Below are 17,263 nucleotides of genomic sequence, written 5' to 3' on the forward strand. Positions count from 1 at the left end.
ACGTGTTGGGCGAATGCGCAACGCGTTGCGGCTGCCTTGCGACAGGCCGCGCGGTCCGGGGAAAACCGACACGAGTGAGGACAGATCCCGATACGACCTTGCAATGTTTGTTCGCACATGGCAACGCCAGGTTTCATTATATGGTAGTTGCTAACTTGACCTTCTAAGAAACTGGACCTCGTAAAAGAGGATAGCGTGGGCTGGCTTCGTAATCTCGTGTTGCGCTGGGGTGCGCGAAATTTTTCTCTGGTCTGTCCGCATTGCAGGCAGCCGGCATCGCCTACGGTCTTCAGGCGCGGGCGCTATAGCCTCGGCGAGGAGACGCTCACTTGCGAGCGGTGCGGCGAGACGAGCGTGATCACCTTCTGGCGCTTTGAGGGACTATCAAACCAGCCGCCTGGCTGCGGCGGCGAATCATCCGCCGCCGGACCGCCGCTGGCACCTGGGTCGCGTCGCGCGGTGAGATGAAGCCGCGGCACGTGCCTTGCTTCGCCTCGTTGCGGGTCGAAAGGCAAAGGCGCCTCATTGGCTCGCCTCCTGGCTGATCTCCTGCGCCGCGATCCTGCCGGTCGTCCTCCCCGCCGCCCCTGCGATCGATTCCTTTTCGCTGCGGCTACGCGCAAATCCCGGGAATTGCGCGACAGAAAAAAAAGCCCCGCCAGGGAGAGCCGGGCGGGGCAGAAGGTTATTGGAGGCTGAGGTGCTGGGCTGCAACACCGTAGCCAAGCAAGGTTACCCCGCGCAGCTTACAGGGAGCTTACAGGCGGGAGCGGGCGATTGGCGGTTCAAGGCCAGATTGCGGATAGGTCGTGTCGCCATCTCGAGGACGAATCCCGTCCCAATTCCGACACCCACTCGCAGAAATTACGACACAGCAATTGAGGAGACTCAGCGTTGCTCGGCGATGCCATGGGGGAACGTGGCCCGCCGATCAGGGGTGGCATATGGATAACGTAGAGCGATCATTCGCCGCTGCGACGGCGACGGGGTTTGTTGTGCTGGTTGTGGGGCTCATTCTGTTGGCCGTGCTGTAGGCCGGTACGCGCGGGGAGAGGAAGCGGCGTTGCTCGCCTCATGGGCCAAAACCGCGGACGGCGACGATGAGGAAGGCCGCGGGTGACCGTTGGCGATATTGCGGCGGCCGTGCCCTTTGCCAGCCGCTTCAGTCCCGGCCTTGGGAGCATGAGTCAGGCAATAGCGGCAATCTTGAAGATGACCTAAGGCGCGTCCCCTGATCACAAGCGGTTCCGGACGTTGTCAAAATCAACCTCGACGACAACCGGAATCAGAAGGGGCTGGCTACTTTGCATGGGGTTGTTTTCATGGATTCTGGTGAGACCCCGAAACCGCCGCGTCGCCCGTGCCAGCGGACTGGCGGCCTCAATCCGATGGACTGCAACCAATTGCTCCCTATACGAATTGGCCTACCCCATTCAGACTAGGCGTTTCGAGGCATGAACGCCTTGAGGCAGTCTGCGAACAAATTCTGACATTCACAAATTCAACTTGGGACACCGGGGGTTAAGTACGGACAGCACCTGAAGCTCAAAAAGAACATATTGCGAACATGGAACAAACAGTGTACGGTAATTTTATCGCCGGCCCGCTTCGCCAACCGTTTGTCCCTCTCGCGAATCCCCGCCATAAGGAGCACGACCAGATGTCCGCCACTGCCCTACGTATCGTCGAAGGATCTTCCATGGACAAGAGTAAAGCCCTGGCTGCCGCGCTCTCTCAGATCGAGCGCCAGTTCGGCAAGGGTTCGGTGATGAAGCTCGGCAAGAGCGACCGTTCGATGGACATCGAGGCGGTGTCTTCCGGCTCGCTCGGGCTCGATATCGCGCTCGGCATCGGCGGCCTGCCCAAGGGGCGCATCGTCGAGATCTACGGGCCGGAATCCTCGGGCAAGACCACGCTGGCGCTGCACACGGTGGCGGAAGCGCAGAAGAAGGGCGGCATCTGCGCCTTCATCGACGCCGAGCACGCGCTCGATCCGGTCTATGCGCGCAAGCTTGGGGTCAACATCGACGATCTCCTGATCTCGCAGCCGGACACCGGCGAGCAGGCGCTGGAAATCTGCGACACGCTGGTGCGTTCGGGCGCGGTGGACGTGATGGTGATCGACTCGGTCGCGGCGCTCGTGCCGAAGGCCGAGCTCGAAGGCGAGATGGGGGAATCGTTGCCCGGTCTCCAGGCGCGGTTGATGAGCCAGGCGCTGCGCAAGCTGACGGCCTCCATCAACAAGTCCAACACCATGGTGATCTTCATCAACCAGATCCGCATGAAGATCGGTGTGATGTACGGCTCGCCGGAAACCACGACCGGCGGCAACGCGCTGAAGTTCTACGCCTCGGTCCGTCTCGACATCCGCCGCATCGGCGCGATCAAGGAGCGTGACGAGGTCGTCGGCAACACCACGCGCGTGAAGGTGGTGAAGAACAAGCTGGCGCCGCCCTTCAAGCAGGTCGAGTTCGACATCATGTACGGCGAGGGCGTGTCGAAGATGGGCGAGATCCTCGATCTCGGCGTCAAGGCCGGCATCGTCGAGAAGTCCGGTGCCTGGTTCTCCTATGACAGCCAGCGCCTCGGCCAGGGCCGCGAGAACTCCAAGGCGTTCTTGAAGGCCAACCCCGATGTCACCGCCAAGATCGAAACCGCGATCCGCCAGAACTCCGGCCTGATCGCCGAGCAGATTTTGGCCGGCAATCCCGAGCGCGACGCCGACGGCGAGGAGCCGACGGAGGAGTAGGACTTAGCCGAATAGAGTTTTGCGAGGAGCGGGCGCTGAGGACGTTGAGTTGCCGACGTCATCAGTGCCCGTTTCGTTTTTGCGTGATAGAAGGGATACCGGATCAGTTGTCGAGACCGGGATCGCCGTGAGTTGGAATCAGTCCGAGGTCATTGCTGCTCGCCAAATCATCATTGAGACGGCGAAAGGTATACTTTCCGGAAGCGTGTTCCCGGTGGAAGGAGCCAGGACGATTGCGAGGCGTCGCTTCAAGGCTCGCCTCGAAGACGATCCTGATATTTTACCCTTTGTCGGAATTGCTTCCGAGACCGAATCTTTGCCGCTCGGACGCGAAAGGGCGCACTGGCAGGTACGCGCGCTCGCTGATCTGCAGGGCAGAATCGATGAATCCCAGGCTTGGGCGCTCACAATTGCGACCGCTCATTGTCAGAGCCTTCTGGCGCGATCGGCAAGTCTGATGCGTTGGCCCGACGGCTAGGATGGGTTGGACAAAGCCCATCCTACGAATCCCTCACTCCGCCGCTTGCGCGTAATCGCTCACCGGCGGGCAGGAGCACACGAGGTTGCGATCGCCATAGACGTTGTCGACGCGGCCCACCGGGCACCAGTATTTGTCGGTGCGCGAGACTCCGTCGGGGAAGCAGCCCTCACTGCGGGTGTAGGCGCGGGTCCAGTTGTCATCGGCGATGTCGTGCACGGTGTGCGGCGCATGGCGCAGTGGCGACGCTTCGATCTTGAAGCGGCCGGCCTCGACCTCGGCGATTTCTTTCCGGATCGCGATCATCGCGTCGCAGAAACGATCGAGCTCGGCCTTCGATTCCGACTCGGTCGGCTCGATCATCAGCGTGCCCGGGACTGGGAAGCTCATGGTCGGGGCGTGGAAGCCGTAGTCGATCAGCCGCTTGGCGATGTCGTCGACGGTGACGCCGCTGGTCGTCTTCAGCGGTCGCGGGTCGATGATGCATTCGTGCGCGACGCGGCCTTTCGCGTTCTTGTAGAGCACCGGGAAATGCGCGTCCAAACGCGCCGCGACATAGTTGGCATTGAGGATCGCGATCTCGGTCGCGCGCTTCAAGCCTTCGCCGCCCATCATCAGGATGTAGATGTAGGAGATGGTCAGGATCGAGGCCGAGCCGAACGGCGCAGCGGAGACCGGGCCTACCGTTGTATCCGGGCTGGTCGCGGGATGGCCGGGGAGGAACGGCGCAAGGTGCGCCTTCACGCCGATCGGGCCCATGCCCGGGCCGCCGCCGCCATGCGGGATGCAGAAGGTCTTGTGCAAATTGAGATGGCTGACGTCGGCGCCGTAGTCGCCGGGCCGCGACAGGCCGACCTGCGCGTTGAGGTTGGCGCCATCGAGATAGACCTGGCCGCCATGGCCATGCACGATGTCGCAGATCTCGCGGATATGCTCCTCGAACACGCCATGGGTCGAGGGATAGGTGATCATCATGGCGGCCAGGTCGTCCGAATGCTTCTCGGCCTTGGCGCGGAGATCGTTGACGTCGACGTCGCCGTTCTTCTCGCAGGCGACGACCACCACCTCCATGCCGACCATCGCGGCCGAGGCCGGATTGGTGCCGTGGGCGGAGGAGGGGATCAGGCACACTTTACGATGGGCGTCGCCGCGCGCGGCATGATACCCACGGATGGCCAAAAGCCCGGCATACTCGCCCTGCGCGCCGGAATTCGGCTGCAGCGAGATCGCGTCATAGCCGGTGATGTCGCACAGCCATTTTTCCAGCCGCGCGAACAGCGCGTGATAGCCTGCCGCCTGCTCACGCGGCGCGAAGGGATGCAGGCTGCCGAACTCCGGCCAGGTCAGCGGCGTCATCTCGGTGGTCGCATTCAGCTTCATGGTGCAGGACCCCAGCGGGATCATCGCGCGGTCGAGCGCGAGGTCGCGGTCACTGAGCTTGCGCATGTAGCGCAGCATCTCGGTTTCCGAGCGGTGCGCATGGAACACCGGATGGGTGAGGAAGGGCGTCGTCCGCTTCAATGCGTCAGGCAGCACCTCGCGCGTGGTCGCGTCGATCTCGGCATAAGAAAGCTTGCTGCCGAACGCACGCCAGACCGCCTCAACGGTCGCCGGCGTCGTGGTCTCGTCGAGCGCGATGCGCAAGGCACCATCACCGAGGCCGAGATTGATATTCTCGGCCGTCGCGCGCGCGACGATCTCGTCGCGCTTCGCGTCGACGTCTACGCTGACCGTATCGAAGAAGTTTTCGGAGCGTGGCGCAAAGCCGAGCTTGCGCAGGCCCGCGGCCAGCACGGCGGTGCGGCGATGGACAGTGCGAGCGATCTGCGAGAGGCCTTCGGGGCCGTGGTAAACGGCGTACATCGAGGCGATCACGGCGAGCAGCACCTGCGCGGTGCAGATGTTGGAGGTCGCCTTCTCACGGCGGATATGCTGCTCGCGGGTCTGGAGCGCAAGGCGATAGGCGGGCGCGCCGCGCGAGTCCACGGAGAGGCCGACGATGCGGCCGGGCAGCGAGCGCTTCAGCGCATCGCGCACCGCCATGTAGGCTGCGTGCGGTCCGCCATATCCCATCGGCACGCCGAAGCGCTGCGCCGAGCCGATCGCAATGTCGGCACCGAGTTCGCCGGGCGAAGCGAGCAGCGTCAGCGCCAGCAGATCGGCGGCAACGACCGCAAGCGCGCCCTTCGCGCGCAGCGCCGCAATGGCCGACCGCAGGTCGCGCACCGCGCCCGAGCTGCCCGGATATTGCAGCAGCGCACCGAGCACGTTCGCCTTGTCGAGATCCGTGAGGGGATCGCCGACGATCAGGTTCCAGCCCAGGGGTTCGGCGCGGGTGCGCATCACCGCGAGCGTCTGCGGATGCACGTCCTTGTCGACGAAGAAGGCTTGCGCCTTCACCTGCGTGTGCCGCTCCGCGAGCGCCATGGCCTCGGCCGCAGCCGTCGCCTCATCGAGCAGCGAGGCGTTGGCAACATCGAGCCCGGTGAGGTCGCAGATCATGGTCTGGAAGTTGAACAGCGCTTCCAGCCGGCCCTGGCTGATCTCGGGCTGATAGGGCGTGTAGGCCGTGTACCAGGCGGGGTTTTCGAGGATGTTTCGCTGGATCACCGCCGGCAAAATGGTGCCGGAATAGCCGTGGCCGATCAGCGAGGTGAAGACCTGGTTCTGGGCTGCGAGCTCGCCCATATGCGCGATCGCTTCCGTCTCGCTCAAGGGCTTGCCGAGATCGAGGGGAGCTGCCTGTCGGATCGAGGCCGGCAGCGTCTCCGCCATCAGGGTGTCCACGCTTTTCGCGCCGACGGTGTCCAGCATCGCCGCGACATCGCGCGCGGAGGGGCCGATATGGCGGCGAACGAAAGAGGCGGTGGTGTCGCCGTCGGATTTGCGGTGCGCGGTCATCATGGGTCCTCGCTAGGAGTTGCTGTCATGCCCCGCGAAGGCGGGGCATCCAGTAAACGCAACCGTTCGAGCTAGAGCTGATAGGCCGCGGCGTACTGGATCGTCCGCCCCAGTGCGCAGTGCGCACAAGGCGGACGATGACACGAAGTATGGGGTGACTACTCGCTTCATCTCACGCCGTGTGCGCCTTGTAGGCGGCCTCGTCCATGAGGCCGCCGAGCTCGCTCTTGTCGGCAATCTTGATCTTGAAGAACCAGGCCTTGCCTGCAGCGTCCGAATTGACCAGCGCCGGCTCATCGACGATCGCCTGGTTGACCTCGAGCACTTCGCCCGAGATCGGCGCATAGACGTCGGACGCGGCCTTCACGGACTCGACCACGGCCGCAGCTTCCGTCTTCTTCAGCGCGCGGCCGACCTTGGGCAGCTCGACGAACACGACGTCGCCGAGCTGCTGCTGGGCGTAATCGGTGATGCCGACGGTTGCGACATCGCCATCGATATCAAGCCATTCATGGTCGGAGGTGTACAGCGTCGTGGTCATTCTCGGTCCTCAGCGTTTGTAGGTGTTTTTCATGAATGGCATGGCGGAGACGGTGAGCGGCAGGCGCTGGCCGCGCACTTCGGCAAAGAGCTTTGCGCCGAGCGCGCTCTTCGCGGTGGGCACATAGCCCATCGCCACCGGTGCATTCAGGCTCGGGCCAAAACCGCCGGAGGTGACCGTGCCGATCGCTTCGGCCGACGTCGCGTCCGCAAACAACAGCGCGCCCTCGCGCACCGGTGCGCGGCCTTCAGCGCGCAACCCGACGCGGCGCCGCGGCGCGCCCTGATCGAAATGGGCGAGGATCTTCTCTGCGCCCGGAAAACCGCCGGCGCGGGCGCCGCCCGCGCGGCGACTCTTCTGCACCGACCATTCCAGCGCGGCCTCGACCGGCGTGGTCGTGGTGTCGATGTCGTGGCCGTAAAGGCAAAGCCCGGCCTCGAGCCGCAGGCTGTCACGGGCGCCGAGGCCAATCGGCAGTACGTCGGAATTTGCGAGCAGCGCCTTTGCCAGGCGTTCGGCATCGCCTGCTGGAACCGAGATTTCGAACCCGTCCTCGCCGGTATAGCCCGAACGCGACACGAAACACCCGATGCCATCGACCTTGCGCGGGCCCGCGTCCATGAATTTCATGGAAGGCGCCTCCGCACAAAGTTTCGCCAGCACGGCTTCGGCCTTCGGGCCCTGGAGCGCGATCAGCGCGCGGTCGTTCAGCGACTCGATGATGCAGTCGTCGGAGAGGTGCGCGCGAAGATGCGCCTCGTCGTCGGCCTTGCAGGCGGCATTGACGACCAGGAACAGGTGATCGCCGAAATTGGCGACCATCAGATCATCGAGGATGCCGCCGTCCGGATTGGTGAACTGGGCATAGCGCTGTCGCCCCGGCGCAAGCGCCATGATGTCCTGGGGCACCAGCCGTTCCAGCGCACGGGCAGCATCCTCGACCTTGCCGGACTTCGGCCGGAGCGCGATCTGGCCCATATGGGACACGTCGAACAGGCCGGCGGAGCCGCGGGTATGCAGGTGCTCTTTCAGGACGCCAGCGGGGTACTGCACGGGCATTTCATAGCCCGCGAATGGCACCATCTTGCCGTCAAGGGACACATGCAAGGCGTAAAGGGGGGTACGTCTGAGGGAGTTTTGGTCGTCGCGTGCAAGCATCACAGGGGCCCTCGCGGTTCCCGGGGAGGATTCCCCGCGGAAACCAGTCGAAGCCCCATCTGTCGCTGTGCCTGAGAGTATTATCCCGTCGGCGGGTGCCACCCGGGCTTCAATGCCCGTCGGCGCCTCTTTCCAGATGCTGTCAAAGCCACGCGGTCCTTTTGCCTGAGAGTTTCCGGGGCGGTTGCTCCTTCGGCGCCGGCACCAAAGCCGGTCTCTCCCGACGTGGCCGTACGATACAGGTAGGTACAGAACACGGGCCAGCCAAGCCTGTCAACGCGCCTGCAACAGCTATCAACGAGGATTGCGCGCCTGCGGCAACCCTCTGATCTCTCTGCACAGTTTCTGGACAGGGCAGCTCACCTTGTCTAAAAGCGCTATCGCCCGCAGATATCAGCCTTAATTTCAGGTTTGGGCGGGACCACACCCGATTGGATGAACATGAGCGGCGTCAACGAGATCAGGTCGACCTTTCTGAACTTCTTTGCCAAGAACGGCCACGAGATCGTGCCGTCCTCGCAATTGGTGCCGCGCAACGACCCGACGCTGATGTTCACCAATGCCGGCATGGTGCAGTTCAAGAACGTCTTCACCGGCGTCGAGAAGCGCCCCTACCAGCGCGCCACCACCTCGCAGAAATGCGTGCGCGCCGGCGGCAAGCACAACGACCTCGACAATGTCGGCTACACCGCGCGCCATCTCACCTTCTTCGAGATGCTCGGCAACTTCTCCTTCGGCGACTACTTCAAGGAGCGTGCGATCGAGCTCGCCTGGAATCTGATCACCAAGGATTTCGGCCTGAAGAAGGACAAGCTGCTCGTCACCGTCTATCACACCGACGACGAGGCGGCCGGTCTCTGGAAGAAGATCGCGGGCTTCTCCGACGATCGCATCATCCGCATCCCGACCTCGGACAATTTCTGGGCGATGGGCGATACCGGCCCGTGCGGCCCGTGCTCGGAGATCTTCATCGATCGCGGCGAGCACATCTGGGGCGGACCTCCGGGCAGCCCGGAGGAGGATGGCGATCGCTTCCTCGAATTCTGGAATCTCGTGTTCATGCAGTTCGAGCAGGTGACGAAGGAGGAGCGCCAGCCATTGCCGCGCCCCTCGATCGACACCGGCATGGGGCTGGAGCGCATGGCCTGCATCCTGCAGGGCGTCGACAGCGTTTTTGAGACCGATCTCTTCCGTCAGCTGATCGATGCGACCGCGTCCGCGCTCGGCAGCGGACCGAATGAGCAGACCGTTGCCTCGTTCCGGGTGATCGCCGATCATTTGCGCTCCTCGGCCTTCCTCGTCTCCGACGGCGTGCTGCCCTCGAACGAGGGCCGCGGCTACGTGCTGCGCCGGATCATGCGCCGCGCGATGCGCCATGCGCAGCTCCTGGGCGCGAAGGAGCCACTGATGCATCGCCTCGTCTGGGCGCTGGTCCGTGAGATGGGCCAGGCCTATCCGGAGCTGGTGCGCGCCGAAAAGCTGATCGAGGAAACGCTGCGGCTGGAAGAGACCCGCTTCCGCAAGACGCTGGTCCGCGGCCTTGCCATTCTCGATGAGAAGAGCGCGTCCTTGAAGAAGGGCGACATGTTCGACGGCGACGTCGCCTTCACGCTCTACGACACCTACGGCTTCCCGCTGGATCTTACGCAGGACGCGCTCAAGTCGCGCGGCATCGGCGTCGATCAGGCTGCGTTCACCGACGCGATGGAGCGGCAGAAGGCCAAGGCGCGCGAGTCCTGGAAGGGCTCGGGCGAGGCGGCTTCCGAAGCGATCTGGTTCCCGCTGCGCGAAAAGCTCGGGGCCACCGAATTCCTCGGCTACGAGACCGAGAGCGCCGAAGGCGTTGTTTCTGCATTGGTGAAGGACGGCCAGGAAGTTGCCAGCCTCAAGGCTGGTGAGACCGGCGCGCTGGTGCTGAACCAGACGCCGTTCTATGCGGAGTCCGGCGGCCAGGTCGGCGACACCGGCGTACTGAGCGGTGAGGGCGGCCTCAAGTTCCGTGTTACCGACACGCAGAAGAAGCTCGGCGATTTCTTCGTGCACGTCGGCGCGGTGGAGAGCGGCGAGCTGAAGGTCGGCACTGCGCTCCAGCTCGAGGTGGATCACGGGCGCCGTTCTTCGATCCGCGCCCATCACTCCGCGACGCATCTGATCCACGAAGCACTGCGCCAGGTGCTCGGCGATCACATCGCCCAGCGCGGCTCGCTGGTCGCGCCCGATCGTCTGCGCTTCGACTTCGTGCATCCGAAGCCGATCACGCCGGAGGAGCTCGCTCGCGTCGAGGACATTGCCAACGACGTGGTGCTGGAGAATGACGAGGTCACCACCCGCGTCATGGGCGTGGACGAGGCCCGCGAAGCCGGTGCGCGTGCGCTGTTCGGCGAGAAATATGGCGACGAGGTCCGCGTCGTCTCGATGGGCAAGACCGCGCGCGAGCATGGCGCCAACGCACTCGGCTGGTCGGTCGAGCTTTGCGGCGGCACCCATGTCAAGCGCACCGGCGATATCGGCCTGATCACGCTGACGAGCGAAAGCGCCGTCGCCTCCGGCGTCCGCCGCATCGAGGCGCTGACCGGACGCCATGCGCGCAAGCATGCCAACGACACCATGGCGCTGGCGAAGACCGCGGCCGCCGAGCTGCGCACCTCGCTCGAGGACGTGCCGGCGCGCATCACCGCGCTGATAGACGAGCGCAAGAAGCTCGAGCGCGAATTGTCCGACGCCCGCAAGAAGCTTGCGATGGGCGGCGGTGCATCGTCCGGCAACGGCGCTGCCGCGGGCGTACGCGAGGTCGGCGACGTCAAGTTGATGGCGCGTGCGGTCGAAGGCATCGAGATGAAGGATCTCAAGAGCCTTGCCGACGACGGCAAGAAGCAGATCGGCTCCGGCGTGGTCGCGATCGTCGGCGTCACCGAGGACGGCAAGGCCGGCGTCGTGGTTGGCGTCACCGCCGACCTGACTTCGCGTTTCAACGCCGTCAATCTGGTGCGCGTCGCCTCCGAAGCGCTCGGCGGCAAGGGGGGCGGCGGCCGGCCTGACATGGCGCAGGCTGGCGGGCCCGACGGCGCCAATGCGGCGGCGGCGCTCTCGGCGATCGAAAAAGCCATGGTCGGCGCGTAAACACCGTGCGCCTCGTTCCGCGAGGACGTGGGCTTCGCGATCCCAATTTGAGGGATCGCCTCTACGAACTCCTGGAGCACGATCCGCTGGCCTATTCCGCCGGGTCGCGTTTCATCCAGGTGATCATTGCCGTCATCGTGCTCGACGTCGTGGCAATGACGCTTGCCTCGGTGCCGGAACTGGACGCGCAATTCGACCCGCTGTTCTCGGCGATCACCATCCTTTCCGTGATCGTGTTCGCGCTGGAATATGCGGCGCGGTTATGGACGGTCGCCGGCCATACGCAGCGCAAGGGGTCGGCGCTTGCCGATCGGTTCTCCTACGTCTTCTCCGCGCTCGGCATCATCGATCTCATGGCGTTCCTTCCCGCAGCGATCGTGCTGGCCACCGGCCGGCACGCGACGCTGGCTGCGCTCGGCGTGCTGCCGTTCTTCAAGTTGATCCGCTATTCGCCGGCGATGCGCTCGCTGTTTGCCGCCGTCCATGCCGAACGGCGCGCGCTGATTGGATGCATCGTCATCCTGATCGGCGTGGTGCTCACCTTCGCCTCACTGCTCTACGCCATCGAGCGCGAGGTGCAGCCCGAAAAGCTCGGCACCATCCCTCAGGCGATGTGGTGGGCGATCGTGACGCTCGGCACGGTCGGCTATGGCGACGTCGTGCCCGTGACGGCGCTCGGCAAATTCGTCTCCGTGTTCGCCATCATCAGCGGCTTTGCCATGATCGCGCTGCCGGTCGCGATCATATCGAGCGCGTTTGCGGAGGAGGTGAAACGGCGCGACTTCGTCGTCACCTGGGGCATGCTCGCGCGCGTGCCGCTGTTCTCGCCCCTGACGGCATCGGAGATCGCCGACATCATGCGGCTGCTTCGCGCCCGCACGATCGAGCAGGGCGAGATTCTGGTCCGGCGCGGCGACGCCGCCTCGTCGATGTATTTCATCACCGCCGGTGAGGTCGAGATCGAGCTTCCCAACCAGCATGTGCGGCTCGCCGACGGCACGTTCTTCGGCGAGATCGCGCTGCTGCACAAGACCAAGCGCAGCGGCACGGTGACCGCGACACGCAAGACGCGGCTTCTCGTGCTCGACGCCCAGCATTTCCACGCCCTGATCGAGCGCATGCCGACGCTCGCGGCGCATGTGCACAAGACGGCTAAGGCGCGGCTCGAAGAGGCTGGCGACCTCGCGGCGACCGAGCTCGCGCAGGCGGAGCGCGAGGGCACCGACCGCTGAGCGATCAGCCCTTGCGCAGGAAGACGTAGTCGGCGGAGTAGGGCGCGCTTCTGAACTCGCCGGCCTTCTCGCATGCCCCCTCGAGCTTGCCGCCATGGGTGTTGATGCGCTGGACGGTGGTGACGGGCGTCAGAACCCCGCTGCCGCGGCGCGAGGCGACCTCGAGCTTCAGCCAGGGGATATCACCTGCGGTTGCGCCCGGTGCGTTGCCGATGGCCTTGCCGACCACGGCGCTGCCGTCGGCGTGCTCCCAATTGGGACCTGCATAGTGCCGGCCGATCGTCTTGCCCTCGGACAGCAGCGTCGCGATCGGCTCGCGGAAAGCCCAGGCCAGCTTGCCGTCGGTCCCTGTCTTGCACTCATAGACCTGCGCGCCCTCGGCGTGGACGCTGAGCACGACGCTCTCGCCGGAGGCAGCGATCGTGTCGGGGAGCGCATCGGCGGCGAACGCAGACGTGCTGGCCAGCGCGAAGACAGAAAAGGCAAGACTCTTGAATGTCGGCATGATGCTTCCTCGAACAAAGGTCTCGTCATTGCGAGGAGCTCTTGCGACGAAGCAATCCAGCGTCTCTCCGCGGAGACAGTCTGGATTGCTTCCGCCTTCGCTCGCAATGACGGTTGAGGTGGGACGCGGGCTTACGCCGCCAGCGCCTTCGCGAGGTTCTCGGCGACCTTGTCGAGGAAGCCGGTGGTGGAGAGCCAGCGCTGGTCGGCACCGACGAGAAGGGCGAGGTCCTTGGTCATGTAGCCGTCTTCGACGGTGTCGACGCAGACCTTCTCGAGCGTGGTCGCGAACTTCGCCAGCTCCGGATTGTTGTCGAGCTTGGCGCGGTGGGCGAGGCCACGGGTCCAGGCGAAGATCGACGCGATCGAGTTGGTCGAGGTCTCCTTGCCCTTCTGGTGCTCGCGGTAGTGGCGGGTCACCGTGCCGTGGGCGGCTTCGGCTTCGACCGTCTTGCCGTCGGGCGTGAGCAGGACCGAGGTCATCAGGCCGAGCGAGCCATAGCCCTGCGCGACCGTGTCGGACTGCACGTCGCCGTCGTAGTTCTTACAGGCCCAGACATAGCCGCCGGACCACTTCAGCGCCGAGGCCACCATGTCGTCGATCAGGCGATGCTCGTAGGTCAGGCCCTTGGCGTCGAATTCCTTCTTGAACTCGCGGTCGAAGACCTCCTGGAAGATGTCCTTGAAGCGGCCGTCATAGACCTTCAGAATCGTGTTCTTGGTCGACAGATAGACCGGGTAGTTGCGCATCAGGCCGTAGTTGAACGAGGCGCGGGCGAAGTCGATGATGGAGTCGTCGAGATTGTACATCTCCATGGCGACGCCGGCGCCGGGGGCCTTGAAGACCTCCTTCTCGATCACGGTGCCGTCCTCGCCGACGAACTTCAGCGACAGCGTGCCCTTGCCCGGGAACTTGATGTCAGTGGCGCGGTACTGGTCGCCATAGGCATGGCGGCCGATGATGATCGGCTTGGTCCAGCCGGGAACGAGGCGCGGCACGTTCTTGCAGATGATCGGCTCGCGGAAGATCACGCCGCCGAGGATGTTACGGATGGTGCCGTTCGGCGACTTCCACATCTGCTTGAGGTTGAACTCCTTCACCCGGGCTTCGTCCGGGGTGATGGTGGCGCACTTGACGCCGACGCCGACCTTCTTGATCGCCTCGGCAGCGTCGATCGTCACCTGATCGCTGGTCTGGTCGCGGTACTCCATCCCCAGGTCAAAGTAGAGGAGCTGCACATCGAGGAACGGGTTGATCAGCTTGTCCTTGATGTACTGCCAGATGATCCGGGTCATCTCGTCGCCATCGAGTTCGACGACGGGGTTGGACACCTTGATTTTTGCCATGATCGGGGAAGCCTCTTGGGAACGGCGCTTTGGCGCGCCACGGGAATATCCGCCGCCTCTTAGCACCGGGAAGCGGCGGGCGAAAGCCAAGGGATTATGCACTTTTAGCTCATCCAGCTTCCGCAGATGGGGAGCCGCAGCGGCGCCGCGGCCGGGGGCGGAGCTGAAGTTTCGGACAAGATTCAAAAGCCGATTCTAACCCCGTTATTTCCCTTGAGAATTTTGTCAGGACAGGCAAACGACGGGGTAACGGAGCCGGCCCGATAGGCCTGCTTGAATCAATTCTTTGGAGCGCCTGCGTAAGGCCTTGAGGACCAGCGTGAAAGCAAAACGAGATGTCGGGGACTGACAAGAGCAAGACGGGCCTCGCCCTCGATGGTCCCATCGTGATCCTGGTCGAGCCGCAGCTCGGCGAGAACATCGGGATGGCAGCCCGTGCCATGGGCAACTTCGCCCTGAGCCGCTTACGCATCGTCAACCCGCGTGATGGCTGGCCCAACATCGCCGCCCAGCGCGCCGCGGCCGGTGCCGACCACATCCTGGAGCGGGTCGAGCTGTTCGATACCGTCGAGCAGGCGGTCGCCGATCTCGACCTGTTGTTCGCCACCTCCGCCCGGGCCCATGACCAGGCCAAGCCGGTGGTCGGCCCGGAAGCGGCGACGACCGAGATCGCCGGCCATATCGCCACCGGCGGAAGGGCCGGCATCCTCTTTGGCCGCGAGCGCTGGGGGCTGACCAACGAGGAGGTCGCGCTCGCCAACCGGGTGGTCACCTTCCCGGTCAACCCGGGCTTTGCCTCGCTGAACCTTGCGCAGGCGGTGCTGCTGGTCGGCTACGAATGGTTCAAACGAGCCACGGAGGGCGCGCTGCCGCACGGCATGCCGGAGCGCTCGGAGCGCGCCTCGCAACACCAGATCCAGGCCTTCTTCGACAACCTCGTGCGCGAGCTCGACCGCGTCGAATTCCTGCGCCCGGCCGAGAAGCGCGACACCATGCTGGTCAATTTGCGCAACATCTTCACCCGCATGGAGCCGACCAAGCAGGACATGCACACCCTGCACGGCGTGGTGATGGCGATCGCGGAAGGGCGCAAGGGGCCAGCCAAGGGCGGCGTGCTCGACGGCGAGCAGGCAACGCGGCTGCGCGCGCTGCTGGCCGAACACGGCCAGGGTGGGGCGCCCGACAGCGGCAGCACAGTGCGCGGCCTCGCGCGCCTGCTCCGCCGCAACCCGACCGATGCCGAGCGCCTGCTCTGGCAGGCCCTGACCCGAGACCGCCGCTTCGCCGGCCAGTTCAAGCGCCAAACGCCGGTCGGCCGGCAGATCCCGGATTTCGTCTCGTTTCAGCACCGCATTGCGATCGAGCTGGTCAATCCGAAAGAGACTGAGACTATCGTTGCCGATCGCGCGGCGCGGCGGGCGTGGCTGGAGGAGCGCGACTATCGGGTGATCGAGATCAGGGCTGCGGATGTGGAGCGCGACCTGGAGGCCGACTTGGTGCGTTTGGCGGCGCTGCTGCGCGACAAATCGGAAAATCCGTAGGGTTTGGCAAAGCCTCGGCCATCGCTCGAAGAGCGAGGGCAGAGGCGTGCCCACCCAACAGCGTCGGTGCCCAATCCATTGGCACGCTTCGTGCAACCCAGCGCGATACGAAATGACGTTGCGTCTCCGCTTCCCGGAAGGGAGCAGAATGACGCGACCCAATCATTGGCCAAGGGAGACCCCGACATGAAGCGTTCCGACCTCACCGAAAAACTGCTCGACATCAAGCGCGAGAAGGGCTGGAGCTGGAAATACATCTGCGAGAAGATCGGCGGCTATTCCGAGGTGTTGATCGTCGGCGCGATCATGGGCCAGATGAAGCTCACCAAGCCGCAGGCGGCGAACGCCGGCGAGCTGTTCGGGCTGTCGAAGGCGGAGACTGCGATGCTCAACGAGGTGCCCATGCGCGGCACCGGCACGCCGATGCCGCCGACCGATCCCTTGATCTACCGCTTCTACGAGATGGTGATGGTCAACGGCCCGGCGTGGAAGGCGCTGATCGAGGAGGAGTTCGGCGATGGCATCATGTCGGCGATCGACTTCGACATGGCGATCGAGCGCGTCGCCAACCCCAAGGGCGACCGCGTCAAGATCACCATGAGCGGCAAATTCCTGCCTTACAAATATTACGGCGCGAGCGGCAACGTGCCGGAGTATGGCTTCAAGGAGGGGTGATACGGCGGTTAATGCCGGGTGAAGCGGCAAGTCGATGTTTGCCACCTCAGGTTCGCTTTATCGCAACCGGGGGTAGTTAAGAACGAACTCGTCACTTCAACTGCAGGAATTCGCCATGACGTTGCGTACGCCCCTTGTTTCGGCAGGCCTTGGTCTGCTTGTTATGATCGTTCCCGCTTCTGCCCAGTCACCGGGCCAGCGGGTCATCATCGAACAGTCCGGTGGCTCCCAACGTCAGGAAGGCTCGGTGCGCGTGCAGAGCACGATCAACTTCTTCGTCGCCGGGCCGAGCGGCGATACCGATGACGCGCAGAAGCTGCGCGACCGCGCGCGCCGCACAGTCTATGAAATGGCGGCGCGCGAGTGCGATCTCCTCCGCGAGGTTCTCGCCAAGGACTGCCGACTGGAGACGGTGAACAGCAACATCAACCGACAGTTCGGGCAGCAGCAAGAAGGCTTCAGCGTGAGTGGTTCGATGAGCCTTCAAATCACGCTGAAATAGTTGCCGGAGGCGGGGACCTATTTCCCCGCCTTCACCTCAATCGCGGCCACCGCTGCGAGCTCATTCATCTTGGTGCGAATCGCCTGCTCGGTGAGGGCGACGCCTTTGGCTGAGAAATCGCCCAATACCTTGCGCAGGACGTCACCGTCGCCGGCTTCCTCGAAATCGGCTGCAACCACCTCCTTGGCATAGGCCGTGGCTGCATCGCCCGTAATCCCGAGCTTCTCGGCCGCCCACAGGCCGAGCATCCGGTTGCGGCGGGCCTCGGCCTTGAATCTCTGCTCCTCGTCGAGGGCGAATTTCTTCTCAAATCCTTCCTCGCGCTTGTCGAAAGTGGTCATGCTTTTCCGTTCCAATTCCCTTACCTGAATCCGGCCGTGACGCCGCGTTGCGGTGACGCCAGCCGATGCCTAGATAAGGGGCACGAATCGGCAGACCAATGAGCCGTTAAGCCGCAGGCAAGACGGTATAAGTTGATGCCGGGAGAGCCGGATCGATTGTGCTGGGACCGCCAA

13 protein-coding genes and 1 riboswitch are annotated in these 17,263 nt (G+C 64.1%); of the genes, 7 read left to right on the forward strand and 6 right to left on the reverse strand.

The window, feature by feature from the left end:
* The first annotated feature begins 1,660 nt into the window (after positions 1-1,660).
* Entirely contained in the window at positions 1,661-2,749 is a 1,089-nt protein-coding gene (gene recA, locus SO139_RS04250; protein WP_027527840.1) for a recombinase RecA, read from the forward strand.
* A 49-nt stretch (positions 2,750-2,798) separates the two neighbouring features.
* Positions 2,799-3,227 (forward strand): hypothetical protein, encoded by a 429-nt coding sequence (locus SO139_RS04255; protein ID WP_449377134.1) that lies wholly within the window; start codon positions 2,799-2,801, stop codon positions 3,225-3,227.
* A 33-nt stretch (positions 3,228-3,260) separates the two neighbouring features.
* Here SO139_RS04255 and gcvP read toward each other — a convergent pair whose 3' ends face one another.
* From gcvP to gcvT, 3 genes are all read right to left on the reverse strand, one after another.
* Positions 3,261-6,128: an aminomethyl-transferring glycine dehydrogenase gene (gene gcvP / locus SO139_RS04260; protein WP_498539749.1), complete on the reverse strand. Its 2,868-nt coding sequence runs from the start codon at positions 6,126-6,128 to the stop codon at positions 3,261-3,263.
* A 172-nt stretch (positions 6,129-6,300) separates the two neighbouring features.
* Positions 6,301-6,669, reverse strand: a complete 369-nt coding sequence (gene gcvH, locus SO139_RS04265; protein ID WP_449377135.1) for a glycine cleavage system protein GcvH — start codon at positions 6,667-6,669, stop codon at positions 6,301-6,303.
* Between the two features lie 9 nt (positions 6,670-6,678).
* Positions 6,679-7,827: a glycine cleavage system aminomethyltransferase GcvT gene (gcvT, locus tag SO139_RS04270; protein ID WP_474798563.1), complete on the reverse strand. Its 1,149-nt coding sequence runs from the start codon at positions 7,825-7,827 to the stop codon at positions 6,679-6,681.
* A 144-nt stretch (positions 7,828-7,971) separates the two neighbouring features.
* Positions 7,972-8,060: riboswitch (glycine riboswitch) on the reverse strand.
* Positions 8,061-8,268: 208 nt separating this feature from the next.
* Here gcvT and alaS point away from each other — a divergent pair.
* Complete coding sequence (alaS, locus tag SO139_RS04275) at positions 8,269-10,947, forward strand: alanine--tRNA ligase (RefSeq protein WP_498539699.1); 2,679 nt, start codon at positions 8,269-8,271, stop codon at positions 10,945-10,947.
* Positions 10,948-10,952: 5 nt separating this feature from the next.
* Complete coding sequence (locus SO139_RS04280; protein ID WP_449377138.1) at positions 10,953-12,179, forward strand: cyclic nucleotide-gated ion channel; 1,227 nt, start codon at positions 10,953-10,955, stop codon at positions 12,177-12,179.
* Positions 12,180-12,183: 4 nt separating this feature from the next.
* Here SO139_RS04280 and SO139_RS04285 read toward each other — a convergent pair whose 3' ends face one another.
* Entirely contained in the window at positions 12,184-12,684 is a 501-nt protein-coding gene (locus SO139_RS04285) for a DUF3455 domain-containing protein (RefSeq protein WP_449377139.1), read from the reverse strand.
* A gap of 131 nt (positions 12,685-12,815) precedes the next feature.
* Positions 12,816-14,030 (reverse strand): NADP-dependent isocitrate dehydrogenase, encoded by a 1,215-nt coding sequence (locus SO139_RS04290; protein ID WP_498539700.1) that lies wholly within the window; start codon positions 14,028-14,030, stop codon positions 12,816-12,818.
* 335 nt (positions 14,031-14,365) lie between these two features.
* Between SO139_RS04290 and SO139_RS04295 the strand changes: the two genes are divergently transcribed.
* From SO139_RS04295 to SO139_RS04305, 3 genes are all read left to right on the forward strand, one after another.
* Positions 14,366-15,571, forward strand: a complete 1,206-nt coding sequence (locus tag SO139_RS04295) for a TrmJ/YjtD family RNA methyltransferase (protein ID WP_449377141.1) — start codon at positions 14,366-14,368, stop codon at positions 15,569-15,571.
* A 186-nt stretch (positions 15,572-15,757) separates the two neighbouring features.
* Positions 15,758-16,246, forward strand: coding sequence for a cyanase (cynS, locus tag SO139_RS04300; RefSeq protein WP_449377142.1), 489 nt, complete (start codon positions 15,758-15,760; stop codon positions 16,244-16,246).
* A gap of 115 nt (positions 16,247-16,361) precedes the next feature.
* Positions 16,362-16,748, forward strand: a complete 387-nt coding sequence (locus SO139_RS04305) for a hypothetical protein (protein WP_498539701.1) — start codon at positions 16,362-16,364, stop codon at positions 16,746-16,748.
* A gap of 17 nt (positions 16,749-16,765) precedes the next feature.
* On the opposite strand, the gene SO139_RS04310 is transcribed toward SO139_RS04305, so the two are convergent.
* Positions 16,766-17,089, reverse strand: a complete 324-nt coding sequence (locus SO139_RS04310) for a DUF1476 domain-containing protein (protein WP_449377144.1) — start codon at positions 17,087-17,089, stop codon at positions 16,766-16,768.
* Positions 17,090-17,263 lie beyond the last annotated feature (174 nt).

This window comes from Bradyrhizobium sp. UFLA05-89 (genome assembly GCF_059803475.1).

Bases quoted from the DNA above. Each gene is read 5' to 3' on its own strand.
- SO139_RS04295 (WP_449377141.1), top strand. From the start codon at position 14,366: ATGTCGGGGACTGACAAGAGCAAGACGGGCCTCGCCCTCGATGGTCCC.
- alaS (WP_498539699.1), top strand. From the start codon at position 8,269: ATGAGCGGCGTCAACGAGATCAGGTCGACCTTTCTGAACTTCTTTGCC.
- SO139_RS04310 (WP_449377144.1), bottom strand. From the start codon at position 17,089: ATGACCACTTTCGACAAGCGCGAGGAAGGATTTGAGAAGAAATTCGCC.
- cynS (WP_449377142.1), top strand. From the start codon at position 15,758: ATGAAGCGTTCCGACCTCACCGAAAAACTGCTCGACATCAAGCGCGAG.
- gcvT (WP_474798563.1), bottom strand. From the start codon at position 7,827: ATGCTTGCACGCGACGACCAAAACTCCCTCAGACGTACCCCCCTTTAC.
- recA (WP_027527840.1), top strand. From the start codon at position 1,661: ATGTCCGCCACTGCCCTACGTATCGTCGAAGGATCTTCCATGGACAAG.
- gcvH (WP_449377135.1), bottom strand. From the start codon at position 6,669: ATGACCACGACGCTGTACACCTCCGACCATGAATGGCTTGATATCGAT.
- SO139_RS04290 (WP_498539700.1), bottom strand. From the start codon at position 14,030: ATGGCAAAAATCAAGGTGTCCAACCCCGTCGTCGAACTCGATGGCGAC.
- SO139_RS04285 (WP_449377139.1), bottom strand. From the start codon at position 12,684: ATGCCGACATTCAAGAGTCTTGCCTTTTCTGTCTTCGCGCTGGCCAGC.
- SO139_RS04305 (WP_498539701.1), top strand. From the start codon at position 16,362: ATGACGTTGCGTACGCCCCTTGTTTCGGCAGGCCTTGGTCTGCTTGTT.
- gcvP (WP_498539749.1), bottom strand. From the start codon at position 6,128: ATGACCGCGCACCGCAAATCCGACGGCGACACCACCGCCTCTTTCGTT.